This is a genomic window from Pleionea litopenaei (assembly GCF_031198435.1).
GTDB classification, from domain to species: Bacteria; Pseudomonadota; Gammaproteobacteria; order Enterobacterales; family Kangiellaceae; genus Pleionea; species Pleionea litopenaei.
In genome coordinates this window covers 2,752,727-2,774,176 of sequence record NZ_CP133548.1, presented here as the reverse complement: position 1 = coordinate 2,774,176, position 21,450 = coordinate 2,752,727, and the positions used below count along the sequence as shown (strand labels likewise).

General features: G+C 44.0%; 18 protein-coding genes. 16 read left to right on the top strand and 2 right to left on the bottom strand.

Translation table 11 applies throughout. The features are described 5' to 3' along the window. The gene (gene mnmE / locus Q9312_RS12455) at positions 1–1,365 is read left to right on the top strand and encodes a tRNA uridine-5-carboxymethylaminomethyl(34) synthesis GTPase MnmE (protein WP_309201181.1); all 1,365 of its coding nucleotides are present in this window, start codon (positions 1–3) and stop codon (positions 1,363–1,365) included. A 2-nt stretch (positions 1,366–1,367) separates the two neighbouring features. On the opposite strand, the gene Q9312_RS12450 is transcribed toward mnmE, so the two are convergent. Then, positions 1,368–2,597, bottom strand: coding sequence for a hypothetical protein (locus Q9312_RS12450; RefSeq protein WP_309201180.1), 1,230 nt, complete (start codon positions 2,595–2,597; stop codon positions 1,368–1,370). Positions 2,598–2,738: 141 nt separating this feature from the next. Between Q9312_RS12450 and mnmG the strand changes: the two genes are divergently transcribed. Genes mnmG through Q9312_RS12430 form a run of 4 tightly spaced genes read left to right on the top strand, consistent with a single transcriptional unit; the run spans position 2,739 to position 6,987 of the window. Next, positions 2,739–4,628 carry a tRNA uridine-5-carboxymethylaminomethyl(34) synthesis enzyme MnmG gene (gene mnmG, locus Q9312_RS12445; protein WP_309201179.1) on the top strand — a complete coding sequence of 630 codons (1,890 nt, stop codon included), beginning with the start codon at positions 2,739–2,741 and terminating at the stop codon, positions 4,626–4,628. Next, entirely contained in the window at positions 4,628–5,251 is a 624-nt protein-coding gene (gene rsmG, locus Q9312_RS12440; RefSeq protein WP_309201178.1) for a 16S rRNA (guanine(527)-N(7))-methyltransferase RsmG, read from the top strand. The genes mnmG and rsmG overlap by 1 nt, the downstream gene beginning before the upstream one ends. A gap of 20 nt (positions 5,252–5,271) precedes the next feature. Then, positions 5,272–6,066, top strand: a complete 795-nt coding sequence (locus tag Q9312_RS12435) for a ParA family protein (protein ID WP_309201177.1) — start codon at positions 5,272–5,274, stop codon at positions 6,064–6,066. Between the two features lie 15 nt (positions 6,067–6,081). Then, a complete protein-coding gene (locus Q9312_RS12430) occupies positions 6,082–6,987 on the top strand; it encodes a ParB/RepB/Spo0J family partition protein (RefSeq protein WP_309201176.1) in 906 nt (301 codons plus the stop codon). On the opposite strand, the gene Q9312_RS12425 is transcribed toward Q9312_RS12430, so the two are convergent. Then, on the bottom strand, positions 6,984–7,145 hold the full coding sequence (locus tag Q9312_RS12425) for a hypothetical protein (protein ID WP_309201175.1): 162 nt from the start codon (positions 7,143–7,145) through the stop codon (positions 6,984–6,986). The two genes, Q9312_RS12430 and Q9312_RS12425, sit on opposite strands and share 4 nt — an antisense overlap. Here Q9312_RS12425 and Q9312_RS12420 point away from each other — a divergent pair. The 11 genes from Q9312_RS12420 (at position 7,144) to atpD (ending at position 21,447) form a co-directional block, all read left to right on the top strand. Beyond that, positions 7,144–9,708 (top strand): zinc-dependent metalloprotease, encoded by a 2,565-nt coding sequence (locus tag Q9312_RS12420; RefSeq protein ID WP_309201174.1) that lies wholly within the window; start codon positions 7,144–7,146, stop codon positions 9,706–9,708. The genes Q9312_RS12425 and Q9312_RS12420 overlap by 2 nt on opposite strands. 343 nt (positions 9,709–10,051) lie before the next feature. Further along, positions 10,052–12,409, top strand: coding sequence for a S8 family serine peptidase (locus Q9312_RS12415; RefSeq protein ID WP_309201173.1), 2,358 nt, complete (start codon positions 10,052–10,054; stop codon positions 12,407–12,409). 254 nt (positions 12,410–12,663) lie between these two features. After that, the gene (locus tag Q9312_RS12410; RefSeq protein WP_309201172.1) at positions 12,664–14,592 is read left to right on the top strand and encodes a S8 family serine peptidase; all 1,929 of its coding nucleotides are present in this window, start codon (positions 12,664–12,666) and stop codon (positions 14,590–14,592) included. Positions 14,593–14,900: 308 nt separating this feature from the next. Next, a complete protein-coding gene (locus Q9312_RS12405; RefSeq protein WP_309201171.1) occupies positions 14,901–15,290 on the top strand; it encodes an ATP synthase subunit I in 390 nt (129 codons plus the stop codon). A gap of 23 nt (positions 15,291–15,313) precedes the next feature. After that, positions 15,314–16,165 carry a F0F1 ATP synthase subunit A gene (gene atpB, locus Q9312_RS12400; RefSeq protein WP_309201170.1) on the top strand — a complete coding sequence of 284 codons (852 nt, stop codon included), beginning with the start codon at positions 15,314–15,316 and terminating at the stop codon, positions 16,163–16,165. Between the two features lie 53 nt (positions 16,166–16,218). Continuing rightward, on the top strand, positions 16,219–16,482 hold the full coding sequence (gene atpE, locus Q9312_RS12395) for a F0F1 ATP synthase subunit C (RefSeq protein WP_309201169.1): 264 nt from the start codon (positions 16,219–16,221) through the stop codon (positions 16,480–16,482). A 48-nt stretch (positions 16,483–16,530) separates the two neighbouring features. Then, on the top strand, positions 16,531–17,001 hold the full coding sequence (locus tag Q9312_RS12390) for a F0F1 ATP synthase subunit B (protein ID WP_309201168.1): 471 nt from the start codon (positions 16,531–16,533) through the stop codon (positions 16,999–17,001). Between the two features lie 12 nt (positions 17,002–17,013). Beyond that, positions 17,014–17,550, top strand: a complete 537-nt coding sequence (locus Q9312_RS12385) for a F0F1 ATP synthase subunit delta (RefSeq protein ID WP_309201167.1) — start codon at positions 17,014–17,016, stop codon at positions 17,548–17,550. Positions 17,551–17,570: 20 nt separating this feature from the next. Then, positions 17,571–19,112 (top strand): F0F1 ATP synthase subunit alpha, encoded by a 1,542-nt coding sequence (gene atpA, locus Q9312_RS12380; protein WP_309204505.1) that lies wholly within the window; start codon positions 17,571–17,573, stop codon positions 19,110–19,112. Between the two features lie 59 nt (positions 19,113–19,171). Further along, positions 19,172–20,032 (top strand): F0F1 ATP synthase subunit gamma, encoded by an 861-nt coding sequence (atpG, locus tag Q9312_RS12375; RefSeq protein ID WP_309201166.1) that lies wholly within the window; start codon positions 19,172–19,174, stop codon positions 20,030–20,032. Positions 20,033–20,070: 38 nt separating this feature from the next. After that, a complete protein-coding gene (atpD, locus tag Q9312_RS12370) occupies positions 20,071–21,447 on the top strand; it encodes a F0F1 ATP synthase subunit beta (RefSeq protein ID WP_309201165.1) in 1,377 nt (458 codons plus the stop codon). Positions 21,448–21,450: the final 3 nt, after the last annotated feature.

Genomic DNA, 21,450 nt, shown 5'->3' with positions numbered 1-21,450 from the left:
ATGCAAAAGCCATCTGACACGATAGTTGCATTAGCCACACCACCTGGTCGAGGTGGTGTGGGTATCATCCGTCTATCGGGTCCTGATGCCAACAAGATTGCTCAAGCAATAACGCTGCACGAATTAAAACCGCGACACGCTCACTACACCGACTTTCATCTAGATCAAGAAACGATCCTTGACCAAGGAATTGCGTTGTTCTTCCCATCACCTAACTCATTTACCGGCGAAGATGTCATTGAGCTGCAGGGACATGGCGGACCTGTGGTATTAGATATGTTAATTCGTAGAACGTTAGAGTTAGGTGCAAGAATTGCCAACCCTGGTGAGTTTTCTGAACGCGCTTTTTTAAATGACAAAATTGATCTGGCTCAGGCTGAAGCTATTGCCGATTTGATTGATGCATCGTCTGAAATGGCAGCGAAGAGCGCTATTAAAAGTTTGCAAGGTGAATTTTCTTTAAAAGTGACGTCTTTGGTCGAAGAACTTATTCAGTTGCGTCTTTATGTTGAAGCTGCCATAGACTTTCCGGAAGAAGAAATTGACTTTCTCTCTGATGGCCGAGTGCAGCAGCAATTGTCAGACATAACAGAATCTATCGATAGTCTTTTATCTGAGGCGCAACAAGGAGCGATACTTAGAGATGGAATGAATGTTGTACTAGCTGGTCGACCAAATGCAGGTAAATCAAGTTTACTCAATGCGTTAGCTGGTAAAGAAAGTGCAATAGTCACTGATATTCCAGGAACGACTCGCGATGTACTCAAAGAGCATGTTCAAATTGATGGAATGCCAATTCATATTATTGATACTGCGGGGTTGCGAGAATCTAACGATCAGGTAGAGAAAATTGGTATTCAGAGGGCTTGGAATGAAATTTCTGAGGCCGATAGATTATTATTGGTTGTCGATAGCCAAGAAGAGGACTTAAATAGTTTAATTAAAGAAGTGCTAAGCGACTTAGTGAAAAATGTTGAGCAATTACCTCCCATTACCGTTTTGCAGAACAAATGTGATCTAGTAAAAAAAGACCCTGCGTTCTCAGAGTTAGAGTACCCCACAATTACATTAAGTGCGAAGTTAGGGATCGGTGTCGATCTGCTGAAGCAGCATCTAAAAAGCTGTATGGGTTTTCAGTCAAATAATGAAGGTGTTTTCATAGCAAGACGCCGACACATTACAGCAATAGAAAAAGCTTCGAGCAACTTAGCGAACGCGACGACACAACTTTTAGAGTTTAATGCGGGAGAGTTAGTCGCAGAAGAGTTACGGTTGGCGCAACAAGCATTATCAGAGATCACCGGCGAATTCAGCGCCGATGATCTACTAGGCAGAATATTTTCGAGTTTCTGTATTGGTAAGTAAAATTAAAGCTTTAATGTTTCTTTTATTTGTTTAGGAGAAAACCTAATTTCAGCTTTACCACCTGAGCTTCTTATTTCAAATCGTACCAAACTTGATGTTACCGAAGTTATTTTACCTTCATACCACTTACCGTTCTCATCTTCTAGCATGATCAATTTACCAATTAACGATTTAAGTTGAGAAACGTTTGGTCGAATGATCGTATTCGCGATTCTTCGTTTTTCTTCTTCAGATAATTCAGGTTCTATAGGCTCGATGGTAGACTCTATAACCACTTCTTTAACGATAGGCTCGACAGCTCTGCCGTTGATATTAAGCTTGATTCCAAGTAAATCCAGTTTCTCTGATGGTGACATTTCATCTAGCTTAACAATTCGAATGCCGGTTTTAGGGCTGAAAGTTAGAGCGACATTTTCAGGATCTTGATTAAACTGTGAGTACTGAGATTGAAGTCGTTCAGAGGGTTGAATACCACTGTCGCTTAAAAAGTTCATAGCGCTATCAAAGTGAGCTTGTTTAAACTCTTCAATGGACTGGTTATTAAGATTTGCGCAATATTTATTTCGAGCTTTTAGCACATCTAGGTTGTACAAAACCCACTGACCATATTCTATGTAAGGTAGACGATCAGAATTTGCTTTCACATCATTAAGTTCTATTTGCCATTCGAAAGAAGAAAACTCCTTTAACTGTAGGCTGGTATTTAACTTCAAGTTTGCCGCTAACCCATTGTATTGGTAATCAACATTAAACTTCCCATGAATTTTTGAATAACCCATTTTTACTAAATCTTTTAACGTAAAACTTTCGACAGTTGAGCATCCTTGAGCAACAATTTTGCCAAAATAGTTATCGAAAGAACCAGGAACTGCTTTACTGAGTTGATTGACAGGAATGGTCAGGTCGACCACATCAAACTGTCCGGTTTCCGGAAAATCGCCCGTAATCATATTATCGGACAATGCGAAGTAATCGGTTACCTTTTGGGGGGTGTAAATTAATTGAGTCGCTTTAAAAATTACACCGTAAGAGTCATGAGTTAAACTAGGGTTGAGCAAAATCAGCCGGCCGTCTAAGTCAAGGTAATGGTCGCTGTACAAAAGGCTATATCCATTGGGCATTTCTTTATTGAACTGGTCGAGAATACGACCTAAATGAGACCATCCATAAAACGCCACAGCCGCTAGAAAAATAGCCAATAATAAAGTGAGGCGGAAGAGTTTCCGAACCATAAAAATATCCTAGAATTAAAGTATTTAAATCAATAAGTTAAACTATTTTATAGCAGATTTACAGAATAAATGATTAGACGGCGTTCAAAAATTAGGCAAACTCAGGTAAAATCGGCGCCCATTTTCTTTGAGTGGTAAAAAATGCGTTTTTCGGAACAATTCGATGTTATTGTGATCGGTGGAGGTCATGCAGGTACAGAAGCTGCATTAGCTGCCGCTAGAATGGGGGTGAATACCCTATTATTAACTCACAATATCGATACATTAGGTCAAATGAGCTGCAACCCTGCCATCGGTGGGATCGGTAAAGGTCATTTGGTAAAAGAGGTAGATGCCCTCGGTGGGATTATGGCGCAAGCCATCGACCGTGGTGGCATACAGTTTCGTACGTTAAACGCCTCGAAAGGACCTGCCGTCAGGGCCACACGCGCTCAAGCTGATAGAGCTTTGTATAAAGCTGCGGTCCGGCACGCCTTAGAAAACCAAAAGAATTTAAGAATTTTTCAGCAAGCAGCTGATGATTTAATCGTTGAAAACGATCACGTTGTAGGCGTGAAAACCAACATGGGTCTTGAGTTTAGAGCCAAGTCAGTGGTTTTAACGACGGGTACCTTTCTCGGCGGTGTTATTCACATCGGGTTAGAGCAGCATCAAGGTGGTAGAGCTGGTGATCCTCCGAGTATTGCCCTTGCCAATCGACTAAGGGAGTTGCCTTTTAGAGTAGACCGGTTGAAAACGGGGACACCGCCAAGAATTGATGCCAAGTCTATCGATTTTAGTGAGTTAGAAGCTCAGCCGGGCGATAATCCGACGCCTGTATTTTCATTTATAGGATCGAGAGCGCAACAGCCACAGCAGGTGAATTGCTGGATTACTCATACGAATTTGAAAACCCACGACGTAATTAGAGGTGGCCTGGATCGCTCTCCAATGTATTCTGGGGTGATCGAAGGTGTTGGTCCAAGGTACTGCCCTTCTATCGAAGATAAAATCATGCGGTTTTCTGATAAAGACTCTCACCAAATCTTTATTGAACCAGAAGGTCTGAATACCCATGAAGTGTACCCGAATGGTATATCGACCAGTTTACCTTTTGATGTTCAATTAGATTTTGTTCGTTCGATTAAGGGTTTTGAAAATGCCTTTATCACTCGGCCAGGCTACGCGATCGAATATGACTTCTTTGATCCAAGAGATCTGAAATCTTCTTTAGAAACTAAGTACATAAATGGCCTGTTTTTTGCCGGGCAAATAAATGGAACGACTGGTTACGAAGAGGCTGCCGCTCAAGGATTATTAGCTGGATTAAATGCAGCATTACAAGTTCAAGAGAAAGAGGCTTGGACTCCACGCCGAGATGAAGCCTATATTGGTGTGCTAGTCGACGACTTGATCACATCTGGAACGAAAGAGCCTTACCGGATGTTTACTTCACGAGCTGAGTATCGGTTACTGTTGCGAGAAGACAACGCAGATATTCGTTTGACTGATATCGGTCGTAAGCTTGGTTTGGTCGATGATTATCGATGGAAACGATTCAATGACAAAATGTCTGCAACAAACCAAGAGACAGAGCGGTTAAACAAAACGTTTGTTCAGGTAAACTCTTCTGCCGCTAAGCAGTTAGAGCAGTTTATTGAGAAACCTTTGTCGCGCGAAGCGCGTTTAATGGATTTATTAAAACGGCCAGAACTAACTTATCAAACGCTAATGTCGATCGATGGAATTGGACCTGGCGTTGAAGATGAGCAAGCTGCGCTTCAAGTTGAGGTTCAAGCCAAATACTCAGGTTACATTGCTCGTCAGCAAGATGAAATCGACCGCAGCTTAAAGTATGAAAACGCACCGCTGCCCGATGAACTCGATTATTCCGATATTAAAGGATTATCATCTGAAGTTACCCAAAAATTAATGGATGCTAAGCCACAAACGGTGGGACAAGCTGGGCGTATTTCAGGTGTTACTCCTGCCGCGGTCTCGATTATTTTGGTGTACCTAAAGAAACGCAACTTGCTTAGAAAAACTGCTTAATGACTATTAACAATCAAATTGCGCGAGGCCTAGAGCAACTCGAGATGTCGGTCACTGCAGAGCAAATGCAGCAGTTGGTAACCGTAATAGAGCAGTTAAGTAAATGGAATCAAGCCTATAACTTAACTGCCATTCGAGAACCAGAGCAAATGGTAACCTTGCATTTGATGGATTCTCTAGCCATTTTGCCTTGGTTAAAACCCGGCCGCTTGCTCGATATAGGAACGGGACCTGGTTTTCCTGGAGTGCCGTTGGCGATTCTCGATAATAGCCGGTCGTTCTTTCTACTTGACTCTAATGGTAAAAAGACACGTTTCATTCGGCAGTTAGCGCATCAATTAGGATTGGATCATATTTCCGTAGTGGACACCAGAGTCGAACAGTGGCAACCTGATCAGCCATTTGATGTTATTACCAGTCGTGCATTTGCAAGCTTGAAGAAGATGGTCGACTTTTCGTACCACTTATTAGCAAACGGTGGTGTATGGCAGGCGATGAAAGGTGAGCTTCCAGAGCATGAAATTGAGCAACTCCCTGATACGGTAGTGGTTGACGATATTCAGTCTTTAGTTGTACCAGAGCTCTCAGCTGACCGTCATTTGATAACCATAAGAAAGAAATAATTAATCCAACGAGGTTTGATGTGGCCCGAGTAATAGCGATAACCAATCAAAAAGGTGGTGTAGGAAAAACCACGACCAGTGTCAATTTGGCGGCTTCTTTGGTTGCGACTAAGCGAAAAGTATTATTGGTTGACCTAGATCCTCAAGGCAATGCAACCAGTGGTTGTGGGGTTGATAAAAATCAGCAAGAACAAAATGTGCTCGACGTGCTGCTAGGTGATGCCGCGATTCGTTCCGTTGTTCAACCTGCAGTTAATGGAGGTTTTGATCTCCTTGCGGCCAATGGTGACTTGGCTGCAGCAGACGTACATTTGATGGAGCTGGATAACAAAGAAACGCGCTTAAAACAGGCGCTCGATCCAATCTCTGATGAATATGACTATATTTTTATCGACTGCCCTCCTTCTCTAAATATGTTAACCGTTAATGCTCTAGTGGCGGCTGGTTCAGTCTTAATTCCAATGCAATGCGAATATTATGCGCTAGAAGGCATTTCATCTTTGATGGATACCATCAATCAAATAGTTGAACATGTAAATCCGCAATTACAAATCGAGGGAATCCTTCGAACGATGTATGATCCAAGAAATCGACTGGCAACAGAAGTTTCTGGTCAATTGCAGGAATACTTTGGCGATAAAGTTTATCGAAGCGTCATACCAAGAAATGTGCGCCTAGCAGAAGCACCCAGCTATGGCATGCCTGCGCTCCAGTATGACCGATTATCTACAGGCGCCAAATGTTATTTGGCATTAGCCGGTGAAATTATTCGCCGCGAAGAACATAGCCGTTCTGAGTCAACGGTAACGCACTAGTTTTAGGACTTACAAATGAGTAAACGATTAGGTCGCGGCTTAGACGCTTTTATTAGTAAAAAAATCGCCGAGAATAAATCTGCAGAAGAGTCTGGGTCTGCTACCAAAGAAGGCGACACAGTTGCTGAGCGCGGCGAATTGCGTAAATTACCCATTGAATTTCTTCAGCCTGGACAGTATCAACCACGAAAGATCATGACCGACGAAGCGCTCGAGGAGCTAGCTGAGTCGATAAAGGCGCAAGGAATTATCCAACCCATCGTGGTCCGCTCGGTCGCGAAAGATAAGTATGAAATTATTGCGGGTGAGCGACGTTGGCGTGCTTCTCAGTTAGCCAAATTGTCCGAAGTACCAGTATTGGTAAAAGATGTACCGGACGAAGCGGCTATTGCAATGGCGTTAATCGAGAATATTCAACGAGAAGATCTCAATGCCATTGAAGAAGCTACCGCTCTACAGAGGTTAATGGAAGAGTTCGGTCTCACTCATCAGCAAACAGCAGACGCGGTCGGTAAAAGTCGTACGACTGTGACTAATTTATTAAGACTACTTCAGTTAGCGGAAGCTTGCCGAACCATGCTAGAGCGAGGGGATATTGAAATGGGGCATGCCCGAGCGCTACTTTCTTTAGATAAGGCTCAACAATCTGAGATCGCTCGGCAAGTGGTTGCAAAAGGTTTAACGGTGCGAGAAACTGAAAAGCTGGTTCGCAAAACCATCAACCCGATCAAAGTTAATAATCCAGTAAAAGATGAAGACCCACATATCAGTAAATTAGAACAACAAATTGCCGACAAATTTGGTGCTCCAGTATCCATTCAACACTCCCCGCGGGGCAAAGGAAAGTTGGTACTAAGTTACAACAACTTAGACGAGCTCGATGGCATTCTCGCGAACATGGGATTAAAAGAAGACTTTTAACGTTCGACATAATTTGCAAAAAAAGCCCACACAGATGTGGGCTTTTTTTTGGCTGCTGGTAACACTTTGTTACCCTTTGCGATTGCGCCAAGCAGCCAATCTTCGCTATAAACGAAGGCTTTACTGTCGGAAAGATGATTTTGGAGGATATTGGTCATGATTCAATCCCGTCGTTTTAAAGGATTGACCGTGGGGGTCATTACTGCGCTCGCATTGAGTTCAAGTGCGTTTGCTGCAGAAAAAGGTGATAAGTCAAAAAAGAAAGAGAAAACCGTTGCTGACTTAATTAAAGATAAAACCGAATATGAAGGCTTTTTGGATTTTTACCAAGATCCGAAAACAGGCTCACTGATGTTAGTCATCGAGGAGTCACAATTAAACAAACCTTTTATCTATCATACCCATACCGTTAATGGTGTGCTAGATGCGGGTCATTTCAAAGGCGCCTTTCGCACCAACCGTTTACTCGAGTTTCGTAAGTCGTTTGATAAAATTGAAATTGTAAGCAAAACGCCTCGATATATTTTAGATGAAAACAACGCTATTTCGCGCTCAGAAGGCACCAATATCAGCGAGGCCATTTTAGTCGCTGCGAGCATTGAAGCGCATGACAAAGAAAAGGGTCAATTTGTTATTAAAGCAGATCCTGTGTTGCTCAGCGAGAGCCTAGAAAAGGTCTCACCTTATCCTCGTCCCCCGATTCCAGGACAACCTCCCCGCCCGTCTTTCAAAGTCGGTAACTTGAGTAAAAGTAAGACTAAATACGATAGTATTCGAAGCTACCCACAAAACACCGATGTGGTGGTTGAGTATGTGTTTGATAATAAAGCGCCAATGGTCCGTGGCAGCCAAGCAGTGTCTGATCCACGAACCGTGACTGTTCAATTACAACATTCATTCATACAGTTGCCTGAAAACGACTATCAACCGCGTCGCGACGATCCGCGAGTTGGCTACTTTACGCAGCAGTTTGATGATTTATCATCAAACTCATGGGCGCCTTATCGAGATGTGATCAACCGTTGGAACCTAGTCAAAAAGGATCCTGACGCAGAGCTTTCTGAACCGGTTGAGCCGATTGTTTGGTGGATCGAAAACACGACCCCAGTGGAGTGGCGTGATGTGATCAAAGAGGCGGGTGAAGCATGGAACATTGCGTTCGAAAAAGCCGGCTTTAAAAATGCGTTGCAGGTAAAAGTTCAGCCAGATGATGCAGAGTGGGATGCCGGTGACATTCGCTATAATGTTTTACGATGGACAGCGTCACCACGCCCACCCTTTGGTGGTTATGGTCCAAGTTTGCCAAACCCATTAACGGGTGAAATCATCGCTGCAGATATTATGCTGGAGTACTCTTACTTCAGAAATCGTTGGTTATACACTTCGTTATTTAGCGATGGCGCAAGCAGCGAGCAAATGATGCCTGATATGCCAGTGGACTTATATTGCAGCGCGGGTCATCAGTTACATGACTCGATGCTGGCTGGTTTAGCGCTTTCAGATGTCAATGACTTGAGCCTCGATATGAAACACAAGTTAGTTGAACAAGCGATGAGCCGCTTAATCTTGCATGAAATTGGACATACGCTGGGTCTAAACCACAATATGAAGGCAAGCCAATTGTTCAATGCGACAGACGTGCACGATGCTTCGAAAACCCAAGGTATTGTGACCGGCTCAGTAATGGACTATCCGTCGGCCAATATTGCTCCTCCAGGAATGACGCAAGGGGATTACTACGATACCAAGCCCGGTCCGTACGATTTATGGGTCATTGAGTATGGGTATTCACCAGCTCTAGCCGATGCCGACGCTGAAGAAAAGCGATTACAAACCATCCTTTCTCGATCGACTGAAGCAGCTCTTGCATTTGGTAATGATGCTGAAGACATGCGTTCACCGGGTCGTCACATTGATCCGCGCGTTATGATTGGGGATATGTCAAACGAAGCGGTCAAATATGCACAAGGTCGATTCGAATTGATTCGAGACGCCTTCTCGAAAGTCAAAGAGAACACAGCGAAAGACGGCAATAATTATCAGCAACTTCTCATCGCGAGTAATTTTTTAATTCGCGAGTGGGGTACTCAAGCTGGGGTTGTTTCTCGATACGTTGGTGGTGTTTATACTGATCGAGCCTACGTTGGTCAGGAAGGTGCGACGCAACCGTTTCGACCCGTTGATGCTGAGTTGCAAAAAGAAGCAGTTAAAACCTTAAATGACTACTTGTTTGCGCCAGACGTAATGGCTGCTGCTGAACCAGTCTATGCTTACTTACAACCGCAACGTCGAGGATTCAATGGTTTCGGCCAAAACGAAGATCCTAAAATTCATGACATGGTTCTGAATAATCAGCGACGTGTAATGGCTCACTTACTGCATAAAGATGTCTTGAAGCGAATCACCGATACCGCTTTGTACGGTAATGAGTATTCTTTAAATGAATACTTAAGCGACCTGACCTCAGGTATCTTCGAAGCGGACTTAAACGGTGAAGTAAACACCTATCGTCAAAATCTGCAAAATGATTATGTGAAGAAGTTAATCATGATCAGTGGTGCGTCAAAACCATCCCCTTACGACTACTTATCGCAAGCCGCTGCTCAGTATCAACTGAAAGCGATTGATAAAATGATCAAGTACAATAAGGGTGAGGGTGCGACAAGAGTGCATCGTGAATATTTACACTCGCAAATCGATAAGGCTTTTTCTGGTTCATAAGCGACATTACCGGTTTAAGTCAAAGTAACACAAAGGGGACTCAGGTCCCCTTTTTCTTTTCTTTAACCTTTTGATTCTAAAGCAATAAACTTCATATGTGTAGGCCTACCTTCCTGTGTCGACGTTTTGTTCTACTGGCGACAATGTGAAAAATAATGCATTTTTCGTGTGTAAAAGTACCTATTGATTAATCTCTCTTTGATATGGCATGTTCGATTCAACCTTAGCTCGCAATGAGCAAAAGGCGCGTGGACCAATCAACCTGGACGGTTACCAAAGTAGCCATAGGGACAGACATAAAAAGTCAGGTGAACAAAGATAATAACGATAGAGATAATGACATATGAAAACCAAGCAACTTTTTATCACCACCCTAATAGCAGGATCGGTATCCGCCGCTTTTGCTGGCAAGATGGCACCACACACGGCTGACTTTGTCGCCTGGAATAAACAACAACAGCAAGCTGCACCAGCGCAACTTGAGCAACGCTTCATTGTAAAGTTTAAAGACGGCTCAACCGTGACTGCGAAAAATGGTCAAGGGCAATACGAGTTAAATGCCAAGGCTGCTCGCAGCTTTTTAAAATCGATGAACGTTGAGGTTCGAAAAGAATTAGGATTTGCTAAGGCCATGTCGGTGGTGATGAATCCAAAGACTCAGCAAGCATTAATGAATAATCCGGCAGTAGAATATGTAGAGCCCGATTACCCACGTCGCCTAATGGCGCAAAATACACCTTGGGGGATCACCACAACTCAATCAAACTCTGTAAGTGACGGTAATGCGTCGAATATGAAAGTTTGTATTATCGACTCAGGCTACGACATCTCTAACCCAGACTTAGCAGGAAATAATCATGCCGGTACCAACAACTCAGGTACTGGCAACTGGTATACGCCTGGTGGATCTCATGGTACTCACGTAGCAGGAACCATAGCTGCAGTAAATAACAGCGAAGGTGTTGTTGGTGTTTTACCAAATCAAAACGTCAACATTCATGTTGTGAAAGTGTTCAATGAAAGTGGATGGGGATACTCGTCAGACTTAGCGTCAGCAATTAACACTTGCGCGAACAACGGTGCAAAAGTGGTTAACATGAGCTTGGGTGGCGCTGGTTCAAGCACCACTGAGCGTAACGCTTTGCAAAGTATTTACAATAATGGCGTTTTATTAATCGCTGCATCAGGAAACGACGGCAATACCACTATGTCCTACCCAGCATCGTATGACTCTGTTGTCGCGGTTGGCGCACTTGATGAAAATAAACAGTGGGCGGAGTTTTCTCAATACACCAGTCAAGTAGAGCTTTCGGCTCCAGGTGAAGCGATTCTTTCAACGGTTGGTGTGGGCGATGGTGCACAAGGTTATATTACCGTTGGTGGAACGACTTTTGGTGACGACCGTGCTTTACCACTTATGCGCTTTGTGCCGGTAAGCGGCAGTTATCAGCTACAGTATTTTAACGGAACGGCAACCGGAACATTGGGCGCCTGTTCGGTTTCAGGTAGCGGTAGTTACACCTGTAACAGCATGAGCAACAAAATCTGTTTGGTTGAGCGTTTTGAAAATCAATCAGGATCAAATTACCCAGAATCTAATCCAGTTCAAGCCTGTCGTGACGCTGGTGCAAAGGCTGCCATCGTTTACTCAAACAGTGACCGTCCTGGATTACAAAATCCATTCTTAGTCGATGCAAACACGGCATTTAACTTCCCAACTCTGTCAGTTAACCGAGCTGTTGGCCAAGCATTATTAGCGTCGGTTGGCCAATCAACGACGGTAGAAAGTCGTACCGGAACCGATTATGCCTATTACAACGGCACGTCAATGGCAACACCTCATGTAACGGGCGTTGCAGCGTTGGTTTGGAGTCAATTCCCGCAATGTACTGCTGCTCAAATTCGTAACGTTCTAAACGTGACCGCAGAAGATTTAGGCAGTGCAGGACGAGATACCAAGTACGGTTTTGGTATGGTTAATGCGCAAGATGCCGTGGACTATTTGTCGGCGAATGGTTGTGATGGTAATGGTGGCGGTACTACACCTCCTCCAACGCCAGGTGACGGTGAACTGGTTAATGGCCAAAGCGAAACAAGTTTGTCAGGTGCGACGGGCGAAGAAATTCACTACACATTAGTGGTTCCTGCTGGTGCAACTAACTTGAGCTTTGCAATGAACGGTGGCAGTGGTGATGCAGACTTGTACGTTAAGTTTGGTTCTAAACCAACGACGAGCAGCTATGACTGTCGTCCATATCGCAATGGCAACACTGAAACCTGTGATATTTCTAATGTTCAAGCGGGCACTTACTATGTCATGTTACGTGGCTACTCGGCATTCTCAGGCGTTAGCTTAGTCGCAAATTTTGATGAGCCAAGTTCTGGTGGTGGTGCTGTCGGTGGATCTGCAAGTTTAGATAACTTGTCAGGCTCACGTCGTGCTTGGGACCATTACACGGTAGAAATACCAGCGGGTATGTCGAGCTTGTCAGTTGTTATGAGTGGCGGTTCGGGTGACGCAGACTTGTACGTGAACTTTGGTTCACAGCCAACCACGTCTAGCTATGACTGTCGTCCTTATAAAAATGGTAACTCTGAAGTCTGTACTTTTACTAACCCTAGTGCAGGTACTTGGCATCTGAGTATTTATGGATACTCAGCTTACTCAGGCGTAAGTCTTGACGTTGAGTGGAATCCATAGTCGAACATTCAGAAATCTCTGAAAGAAAAAAGCGACCTTTTCGGGTCGCTTTTTTTTTGTCCAAATGACTGACTCGTCAAAATTAAAAAATTGATGAGATATAAAAATTTAAAATGAGTCATATGTCATTATTAAGTGAGATTTCTGTGTAATATTTACATTTTCGCTGTAACCCCACTGTGGCAATTTTGTGGTTGGTCGTTAAATGGCCAGATAGGACTACCAAAAAACTAAATGATAAACAGGGGCAATACATGAAAAACAAACCAGCCAAACTGTTTATGACGACTTTGATTGCTGGATCGATTACAGCAGTGTTGGCTCAGTCGCCATATGACTTTAATCTGAGCAAAAATACAGCGGAAGCAGCGAAAGCAGCGAGCGCTTCTTCAGCTGAACAACGTTACATCATTAAATTCAAAGACAACTCACCTTACACAGTGATGTCTGCGAATGGACAAGCCAAACTTGGTTCTTCTGCGGATCAATTAATGGCTAAAACTAACGCACGTATCATGCGTAAGTTACCTAACAGCGCAGCCATAGCCGCGATGTTAACGCCTAAATCTTTGGCCGCTATACAAAGCAACCCAAATGTTGAATACGTAGAAGTGGATCCCATTCGCTACATTCAAGCATCGCCTAGCCCAATGGCAGAATCAACGCCTTACGGCATTCAAATGGTTCAAGCCGACCAAGTGAGCGACAGCTTAACCGGTAACATGAAAGTGTGTATCGTAGATACTGGCTATGAGTTAGGTCATGAAGACTTAATTTCTAGTGGCGTTACTGGTGACGATAACGATGGCAACGGTAACGATACTGGCAATTGGTATCAACCAGGTCATCCGCACGGTACTCACGTAGCGGGAACCATTGCTGCTCTTGGTGGCAACAACGTTGGTGTTGTGGGTGTTAACCCAAGCGGTAACCTTGGCCTGCACATTGTTAAAGTATTTAACAATGCGGGTAGTTGGGGTTACGGTTCAGACCTAGTTGCTGCGGTTAACCAATGTGTTAGCGCGGGCTCTGATGTTATCAGCATGAGCTTAGGTGGTGGTGCATCATCAACTGCAGAGCGTAATGCATTCGCGAGCGCGTTAAACAATGGCGTACTTTCAATTGCTGCTGCTGGTAACAGCGGAAACAGCAGTTTGTCGTACCCAGCATCTTACGATGAAGTTATGTCAGTTGCTGCGGTTAACTCAAGCGGTACTCGCGCTTCATTCTCTCAATACAACTCACAAGTAGAAATCGCTGCACCGGGTGTATCGGTTCTATCAACGGTATTGAATGATGGATATGCGTCTTATGACGGTACTTCAATGGCTACACCACATGTATCAGGTGTTGCTGCATTGGTTTGGAGTCACTACCCATCGTGTTCTGCGTCGCAAATTCGAGCTGCGTTAAACGCAACAGCCGAAGATCGTGGTTCTGCAGGTCGTGATACCCAGTACGGTTGGGGTATTGTTAAAGCGAAAGCGGCTTACGACTATCTAGCCAATGGCTGTGATGGCGGCGGTAACCCACCTCCTCCACCTCCTGGCGGTGACACTGAGTTGACCAACGGTCAAACCGTTAGCAACTTGTCTGGCTCTCAAGGCAGCGAAGCGTTCTTCACCCTTGACGTTCCAGCAGGCGCAACAGACCTAACTTTCCAAATGGCGGGTGGTTCTGGAGATGCTGACATGTACGTTCGTTTCGGCTCTAAGCCAACAACGTCAACTTACGAGTGTCGTCCATACTTAAATGGCAACAATGAAACTTGTAACATCTCTAATGTACAAGCGGGTACTTACTACGTCATGTTACGTGGTTACAGTGCGTTCTCTGGTACTTCATTAGTTGGCTCTTTCAATGAAAGCAGCGGTGGTAATGGTGGAACTTTCAATAAGTCGAACCTCCAAGGCGCTTCTGGAAGCTGGCAGCACTTTACGGTGCAAATTCCACAAGGAATGTCGAGCTTCACCATTGATATGGCTGGTGGTTCAGGCGATGCTGACATGTACGTACGTCGCGGATCGCAACCAACCACGTCGAGCTATGATTGCCGTCCATACCGTTGGGGTAACACCGAGTCTTGCTCGTTCAATAACCCAGCGTCTGGCACTTGGTACATCAGTGTTCGAGGCTACTCTACCTATTCAGGTGTGGGAATTGACGCGGAATGGAACCCGTAACAATTACCAATTAGAGTGCTAAAAAGCTGGCCAATTTGGCCAGCTTTTTTTTGCCCAAAATCGCCTATATTTGGTTATAAAATCCTTGGGAGCACTAGATGTAGATTTTTTAGGCAGATTAGGTTCGAATCAAGAAGAATGGCTTGAATCGCGTTTATCCACAAGAAGTTGGAGTATCGGTGAATAAGCTCCAATTTCGGTTGAACTGGAACCCCTAACAACCTATAATTTGCCGGAATTTTTAATAGCATTTGAGAATAATTCTCACTTGCAAAATGAATCAAAAATACACAGTACAGGCGTGACGTATGCCTCAAGATATTAATCATAAAGGCCGAACGACTGCTCTGAAGTTAACATTGATTCAAGTGGGCGTAGTTTTAGTCTGCGCCACAGCAGCATTAGCTTGGGGATTTAATGCTTCTTTTTCGGTATTGGTTGGTGGACTTTCAATCATAATACCGTCCCTGTTATTTTCTCGATGGGCGTTTCGGCACTCTGGTGCTCAAGCGGCTAAACAGGTTATGACTGGGTTTTATATCGGTGAAGCGATTAAGTTTCTCGGTGCTATCGTGCTGTTTGTTTTAGTTTTGAAGTGGCTGCCAGTGGTGGCAGTTGCAGCACTCAGCGGTTTTATCTTAGCAACCTTAGTGCAAGTGTTTGCTCCGATAATTATCACCGTCAGTGCGTCGAATTAGTAATCTAACTTTCGGACGACAATATGAGCGCAGAAAGCAGTTCAGGTTATATCAAACATCACTTGCAAAATTTGCAAGTATGCTCAACTGACAATGGTTGGGTGTGGAATACAATGGAAAACATGGAGTGTCAGGGTAATTTCTGGACCTTCAATGTCGACACCATTTTCTTTGCCGTACTTCTCGGTGGTCTTTTCTTGTGGTTTTTCCGCCGCATTGCAAAAAAAGCTTCGCAAGGCGTGCCTACAAAAACTCAAGCATTGGTTGAGTTGGTTTACGACTTTGTAGACTCCAATGTGAAAGATACCTTTCACGGTAAAAGCAATTTAATTGCGCCTTTGGGTCTCACCATTTTTGTTTGGGTGTTATTAATGAACACCATGGATTTAATCCCAGTGGATTGGTTACCAATGGCAGCCGCCGCCGTCGGTATTGATTATTTGAAAGTGGTTCCGACCACCGATGTGAACGCGACTTTTGCGATGTCGATATCGGTATTTATCTTAATCGTGTTCTTCAGTATCAAAATCAAAGGGATTGGCGGCTTTACCAAAGAGCTAACGCTTAACCCTTTCAATCATTGGTCTGCCGTATTATTTAATTTCATGCTAGAGGGTGTTGCCCTTCTCGCTAAACCTGTTTCACTTTCGCTTCGTTTATTCGGAAACATGTACGCAGGCGAATTGATCTTCATCTTAATCGCATTGATGTACGCAGGTACTTTTGATAGTGCAGGTGGAGCAGCATTAGGGATATTTGGTGGGTTGTTGCACTTCGTTTGGGCAGTCTTCCACATATTAGTTATCGCGTTACAAGCATTTATTTTTATGATGCTGACCATTGTGTACTTAAGCTTGGCGCACGAAGATCATTAATCAGTTTTTAGTTTAGTTTTAAATATCAATATACCTTTTAGTAGGAGAAAAAAATGGAAACAGTAATCGGCTTTACCGCAATCGCAGTGGCTCTTTTGATCGGTCTTGGCGCGTTAGGCGTTGGTATCGGTATGGGTCTTTTAGGTGGTAAGTTCTTGGAAAGTGCGGCACGTCAACCTGAGTTGGCTCCTATGCTTCAAGTTAAAATGTTCATCGTGGTTGGTCTTCTTGATGCGGTTGCGATGATCGGTGTTGGTATCGCGTTATTCTTCACTTTCGCTAACCCGTTTGTTGGCCAATTAACAGCTGCAGCGTAAGCGATAACTCCGCCGTCCATAGATTAAGACAAATAAAGGAGTTTTAAAGTGGAACCGAATGCAACATTAATTGTTCAATCAATCGCTTTCTTAGCGTTTGTTTGGTTCACAATGAAATTCGTTTGGCCTTTGCTAGAAACTGCCATCACCGAACGTCAAAACAAAATTGCTGAAGGCTTAGCAGCTTCAGAAAAAGGCGTTCACGATTTGGAGCTTGCTAAAGAAAGCGCTTCAAACACGATGAAAGAAGCAAAAGCTCAAGCTGCAGAATTGATCGATCAAGCGAAAAAGCGTCACAACGAAATTGTTGATGGTGCAAAAGATGATGCACGTGCCGAAGCAGATAAAATTCTTGCGGGTGCTCGAGCAGAAATCGAACAAGAAGTTAATCGTGCGCGTGAACAACTTCGTGCACAACTTTCAACATTAGCGGTTGCTGGTGCTGAAAAGATTCTTGAGCGTAACATCGACGCTGCGGCACAGAACGACATTGTCGAAAAACTGGTCAAAGAACTTTAATAAGGGTAGACCATGGCTGAATTTACCACAGTAGCAAGACCTTATGCCAAAGCGGCATTTGAGCATGCTATGGCGGCAAATGCACTGGCAAATTGGTCAGATATGCTGAGCTTAATGTCGGCGGTTGCCGATGATAAGCAAATGCAAGATCTGCTGACTAGCCCGCATTTAACACGTGAACAACAGCGTGACGCCATGCTAAATGTTTGTGCTGACAAGCTGGATGCTCAAGGACAAAACTTTGTTAAGTTATTGTCTGAAAACCACCGCTTATTAGCGTTGCCAAAAATTGCAGAAATATTTGAACATTTGAAATCTGAGTTTGAAAAAACCGTTGATGCTCATGTTATTTCTGCTGCTGAGTTAACGGTCGAGCAACAAGAAAAGTTAAAACAGAAATTGGCAACAAAATTAGGGCGACAGGTCAATATTGATGTAACCATCGATAATTCGCTATTGGGCGGCCTGGTCATCGAAGCTGAAGATATGGTCATTGACGGTTCGGTTCGCGGTAAGCTAGCCAAATTGTCAGAGACGCTGAAAGTATAAAAGGAATCCAGAGCATGAGTATGCAACTGAATCCATCTGAAATTAGCGAGCTAATTAAACAACGCATCAATGAATTTGAAGTTGTTTCTGAAGCCCGTAATGAAGGCACTATCGTCAGCGTTTCTGACGGTATCCTACGTATCCATGGCCTTGCAGATGTAATGCAAGGTGAAATGATTGAATTACCTGGCGGTCGCTACGGCTTAGCACTAAACCTTGAGCGTGACTCAGTTGGTGCGGTTGTACTTGGTGACTACTCAGGTATTGTTGAAGGTCAAAAAGCAAAATGTACCGGTCGTATTTTAGAAGTTCCGACCGGTGAATGTATGCTTGGCCGTGTCGTTGACGCGTTGGGTAATCCGATTGACGGTAAAGGCCCAATCGAAGGTGCTAAATACTCACCTGTTGAGAAAGTTGCACCTGGTGTTATCGCCCGTCAATCTGTATCACAACCTGTTCAAACGGGTATTAAATCAATCGACGCCATGATTCCTGTTGGTCGAGGTCAGCGTGAGTTGATCATTGGTGACCGTCAAACAGGTAAAACGGCTATCGCGATTGATGCCATCATCAACCAGAAAGACACTGGTGTTAAATGTGTGTACGTAGCTGTTGGTCAGAAAGCATCGACCATTGCTAACATCGTGCGCAAATTAGAAGAGCATGGTGCTATGGCGCATACGGTTGTTGTTGCAGCCGCCGCTTCTGACTCTGCTGCTCTACAATACATCGCCCCCTTCTCTGGTTGTTCAATGGGTGAATTTTTCCGTGACCGCGGTGAAGACTCATTGATCGTTTATGATGACTTGACCAAGCAAGCTTGGGCTTACCGTCAAATTTCATTGTTATTGCGTCGCCCTCCAGGCCGTGAAGCGTATCCTGGTGACGTTTTCTACTTGCACTCACGTCTTTTAGAACGTGCTGCTCGCATTAACGCAGACTATGTTGAGAAGTTAACCGGTGGTGAAGTGAAAGGCCAAACTGGGTCATTGACAGCATTACCTATTATCGAAACTCAAGCGGGTGACGTTTCTGCTTTCGTACCAACCAACGTTATTTCGATTACCGATGGTCAAATCTTCTTAGAGACTGACTTATTTAACTCAGGTATTCGTCCTGCGGTTAATGCGGGTCTATCGGTATCTCGTGTTGGTGGTGCAGCTCAAACCAAAATTATCAAAAAGCTTGGTGGCGGTATTCGTCTTGCACTTGCACAGTATCGTGAACTTGCAGCGTTCGCACAGTTCGCATCGGATCTTGATGATGCAACTCGCGCGCAGTTAGAGCATGGTCAACGTGTAACTGAGTTGATGAAGCAATCTCAATACTCTCCTCTTTCGGTCGCTGAAATGGCAGTGTCTTTGTATGCCGCAGAGAAAGGTCATTTAAAAGACGTCGAATTGGATAAAATCGGTGATTTCGAATCAGCGTTGATTGACTATATGACCAATCAACATCAGTCGTTGATGGAAAAAATCAACAAAACAGCTGATTACAATGATGAAATTGCTGCAGAGCTTGAAGATTCATTGACGAAGTTTAAATCAACTCAAACCTGGTAATCATTTAGGGAAGCGAGTCTTCCCTTTTATGAACCAAAGACGATTAACAGGAAAATATTATGGCCGGCGCTAAAGAGATTAGAACGAAAATTGGGAGTATTAAAAACACCCAAAAGATCACCAGTGCCATGGAGATGGTTGCAGCAAGTAAAATGCGTAAAGCACAAGATCGCATGGCTGCTACTCGTCCCTATGCCAAACGTATTCGTAGTGTGATTGGACACATAGCACACGGAAACGTTGAATATCAGCATGCGTTTATGAAAGAGCGCGACGTTAAGCGAGTTGGCTTTATCATTGTTTCTACTGATCGCGGTTTATGTGGTGGATTGAACATCAACTTGTTCAAGAAAGCACTAACCGAAATGAAGCAATGGCACGATCAAGGCGTTGAAATTGATTTATGCCTAATCGGTTCAAAAGCTCAAGGCTTTTTCAAGCGTTTCGGCGGCAACGTGGTTGCACAAGCAACTCATCTTGGTGACGCACCTCAAGTAGCAGACTTAATCGGTGCCGTTAAAGTTATGTTGGACTCTTATAACGGTGGAAAAATTGACCGTTTATTCTTAGCGTCTAATGACTTTGTAAACACCATGACGCAAGCACCAACCGTTGCTCAATTGTTACCTATCGTTCCTAGTGAAGACGATGAGTTAAAACATCACTGGGATTATATTTACGAACCTGATGCAAAGTCGTTACTTGAAGTTTTATTTACTCGGTACATCGAGTCTCAAGTATACCAAGGCGTCGTAGATAACATCGCTTGTGAGCAAGCGGCACGAATGGTTGCAATGAAAGCAGCATCGGATAATGCTGGTGATCTGATTGACGAACTACAACTGGTATACAACAAAGCACGACAAGCAGCGATTACTCAAGAGCTTTCTGAGATTGTTGCGGGCGCTGCTGCGGTATAGCAGAACAAGAATTAAATATTGGTTAAGAGGACTGTGATATGAGCAGTGGTAACATTGTAGAAATTATCGGCGCGGTAATTGACGTGGAATTCCCACGCGACAATGTACCCAAAGTGTACGACGCGTTGAACGTAGACAGCAGTGAAATTGTCTTAGAAGTTCAACAACAACTCGGTGACGGTGTTGTACGTTGTATCGCGATGGGTTCATCGGATGGTATGAAGCGCGGAATGAAAGTTGAAGGTACTGGAGCTCCTATTCAAGTACCAGTAGGTAAAGAAACGCTTGGTCGCATTATGGATGTACTTGGTAACCCAATCGACGAAAAAGGTGCGATTGGTGAACAAGAACGTATGTCTATACACCGTAAAGCGCCTTCTTATGAAGAGCAAGCAGCTACCAACGAATTACTTGAAACAGGTATCAAAGTTATCGACTTAGTTTGTCCATTTGCGAAAGGTGGTAAAGTCGGTCTGTTTGGTGGTGCCGGTGTTGGTAAAACCGTTAACATGATGGAGCTTATTCGTAACATCGCGATTGAGCACTCAGGCTACTCGGTATTTGCTGGTGTTGGTGAGCGTACTCGTGAAGGTAACGATTTCTACCACGAAATGACAGATTCTGACGTTATCGATAAAGTATCGCTAGTATACGGACAGATGAATGAACCTCCAGGTAACCGCCTTCGCGTTGCTTTGACTGGCTTGACCATGGCAGAGAAATTCCGTGATGAAGGTCGTGATGTATTACTGTTCATCGACAACATTTATCGTTATACCCTAGCGGGAACTGAAGTATCGGCACTTCTAGGTCGTATGCCTTCTGCGGTAGGTTATCAGCCGACTCTTGCAGAAGAAATGGGTGTACTTCAAGAGCGTATTACGTCGACCAAAACTGGATCGATCACTTCGATTCAAGCGGTATACGTACCTGCGGATGACTTAACGGATCCATCGCCAGCGACAACCTTTGCTCACCTTGACGCGACCGTTGTACTTTCACGTCAAATCGCTGAGTTAGGTATCTACCCTGCGGTTGACCCATTAGATTCGACGTCTCGTCAGCTTGACCCATTAGTTATCGGTCAAGAGCATTATGACGTTGCACGTGGCGTTCAGTCGGTTCTTCAGCGTTACAAAGAATTGAAAGACATCATCGCCATTCTTGGTATGGATGAGTTGAGTGAAGAAGATAAGCAAATTGTATCTCGTGCTCGTAAGATTCAACGTTTCTTATCTCAACCATTCTTCGTTGCCGAAGTATTTACTGGTTCACCAGGAAAATACGTACCTTTGAAAGAAACCATCAGTGGTTTTAAAGGTATCTTGAACGGTGAGTATGATCATCTGCCTGAGCAAGCTTTCTATATGGTTGGAAGCATTGAAGAAGCAGTTGAAAAAGCTAAAAGTCTTTAAGAC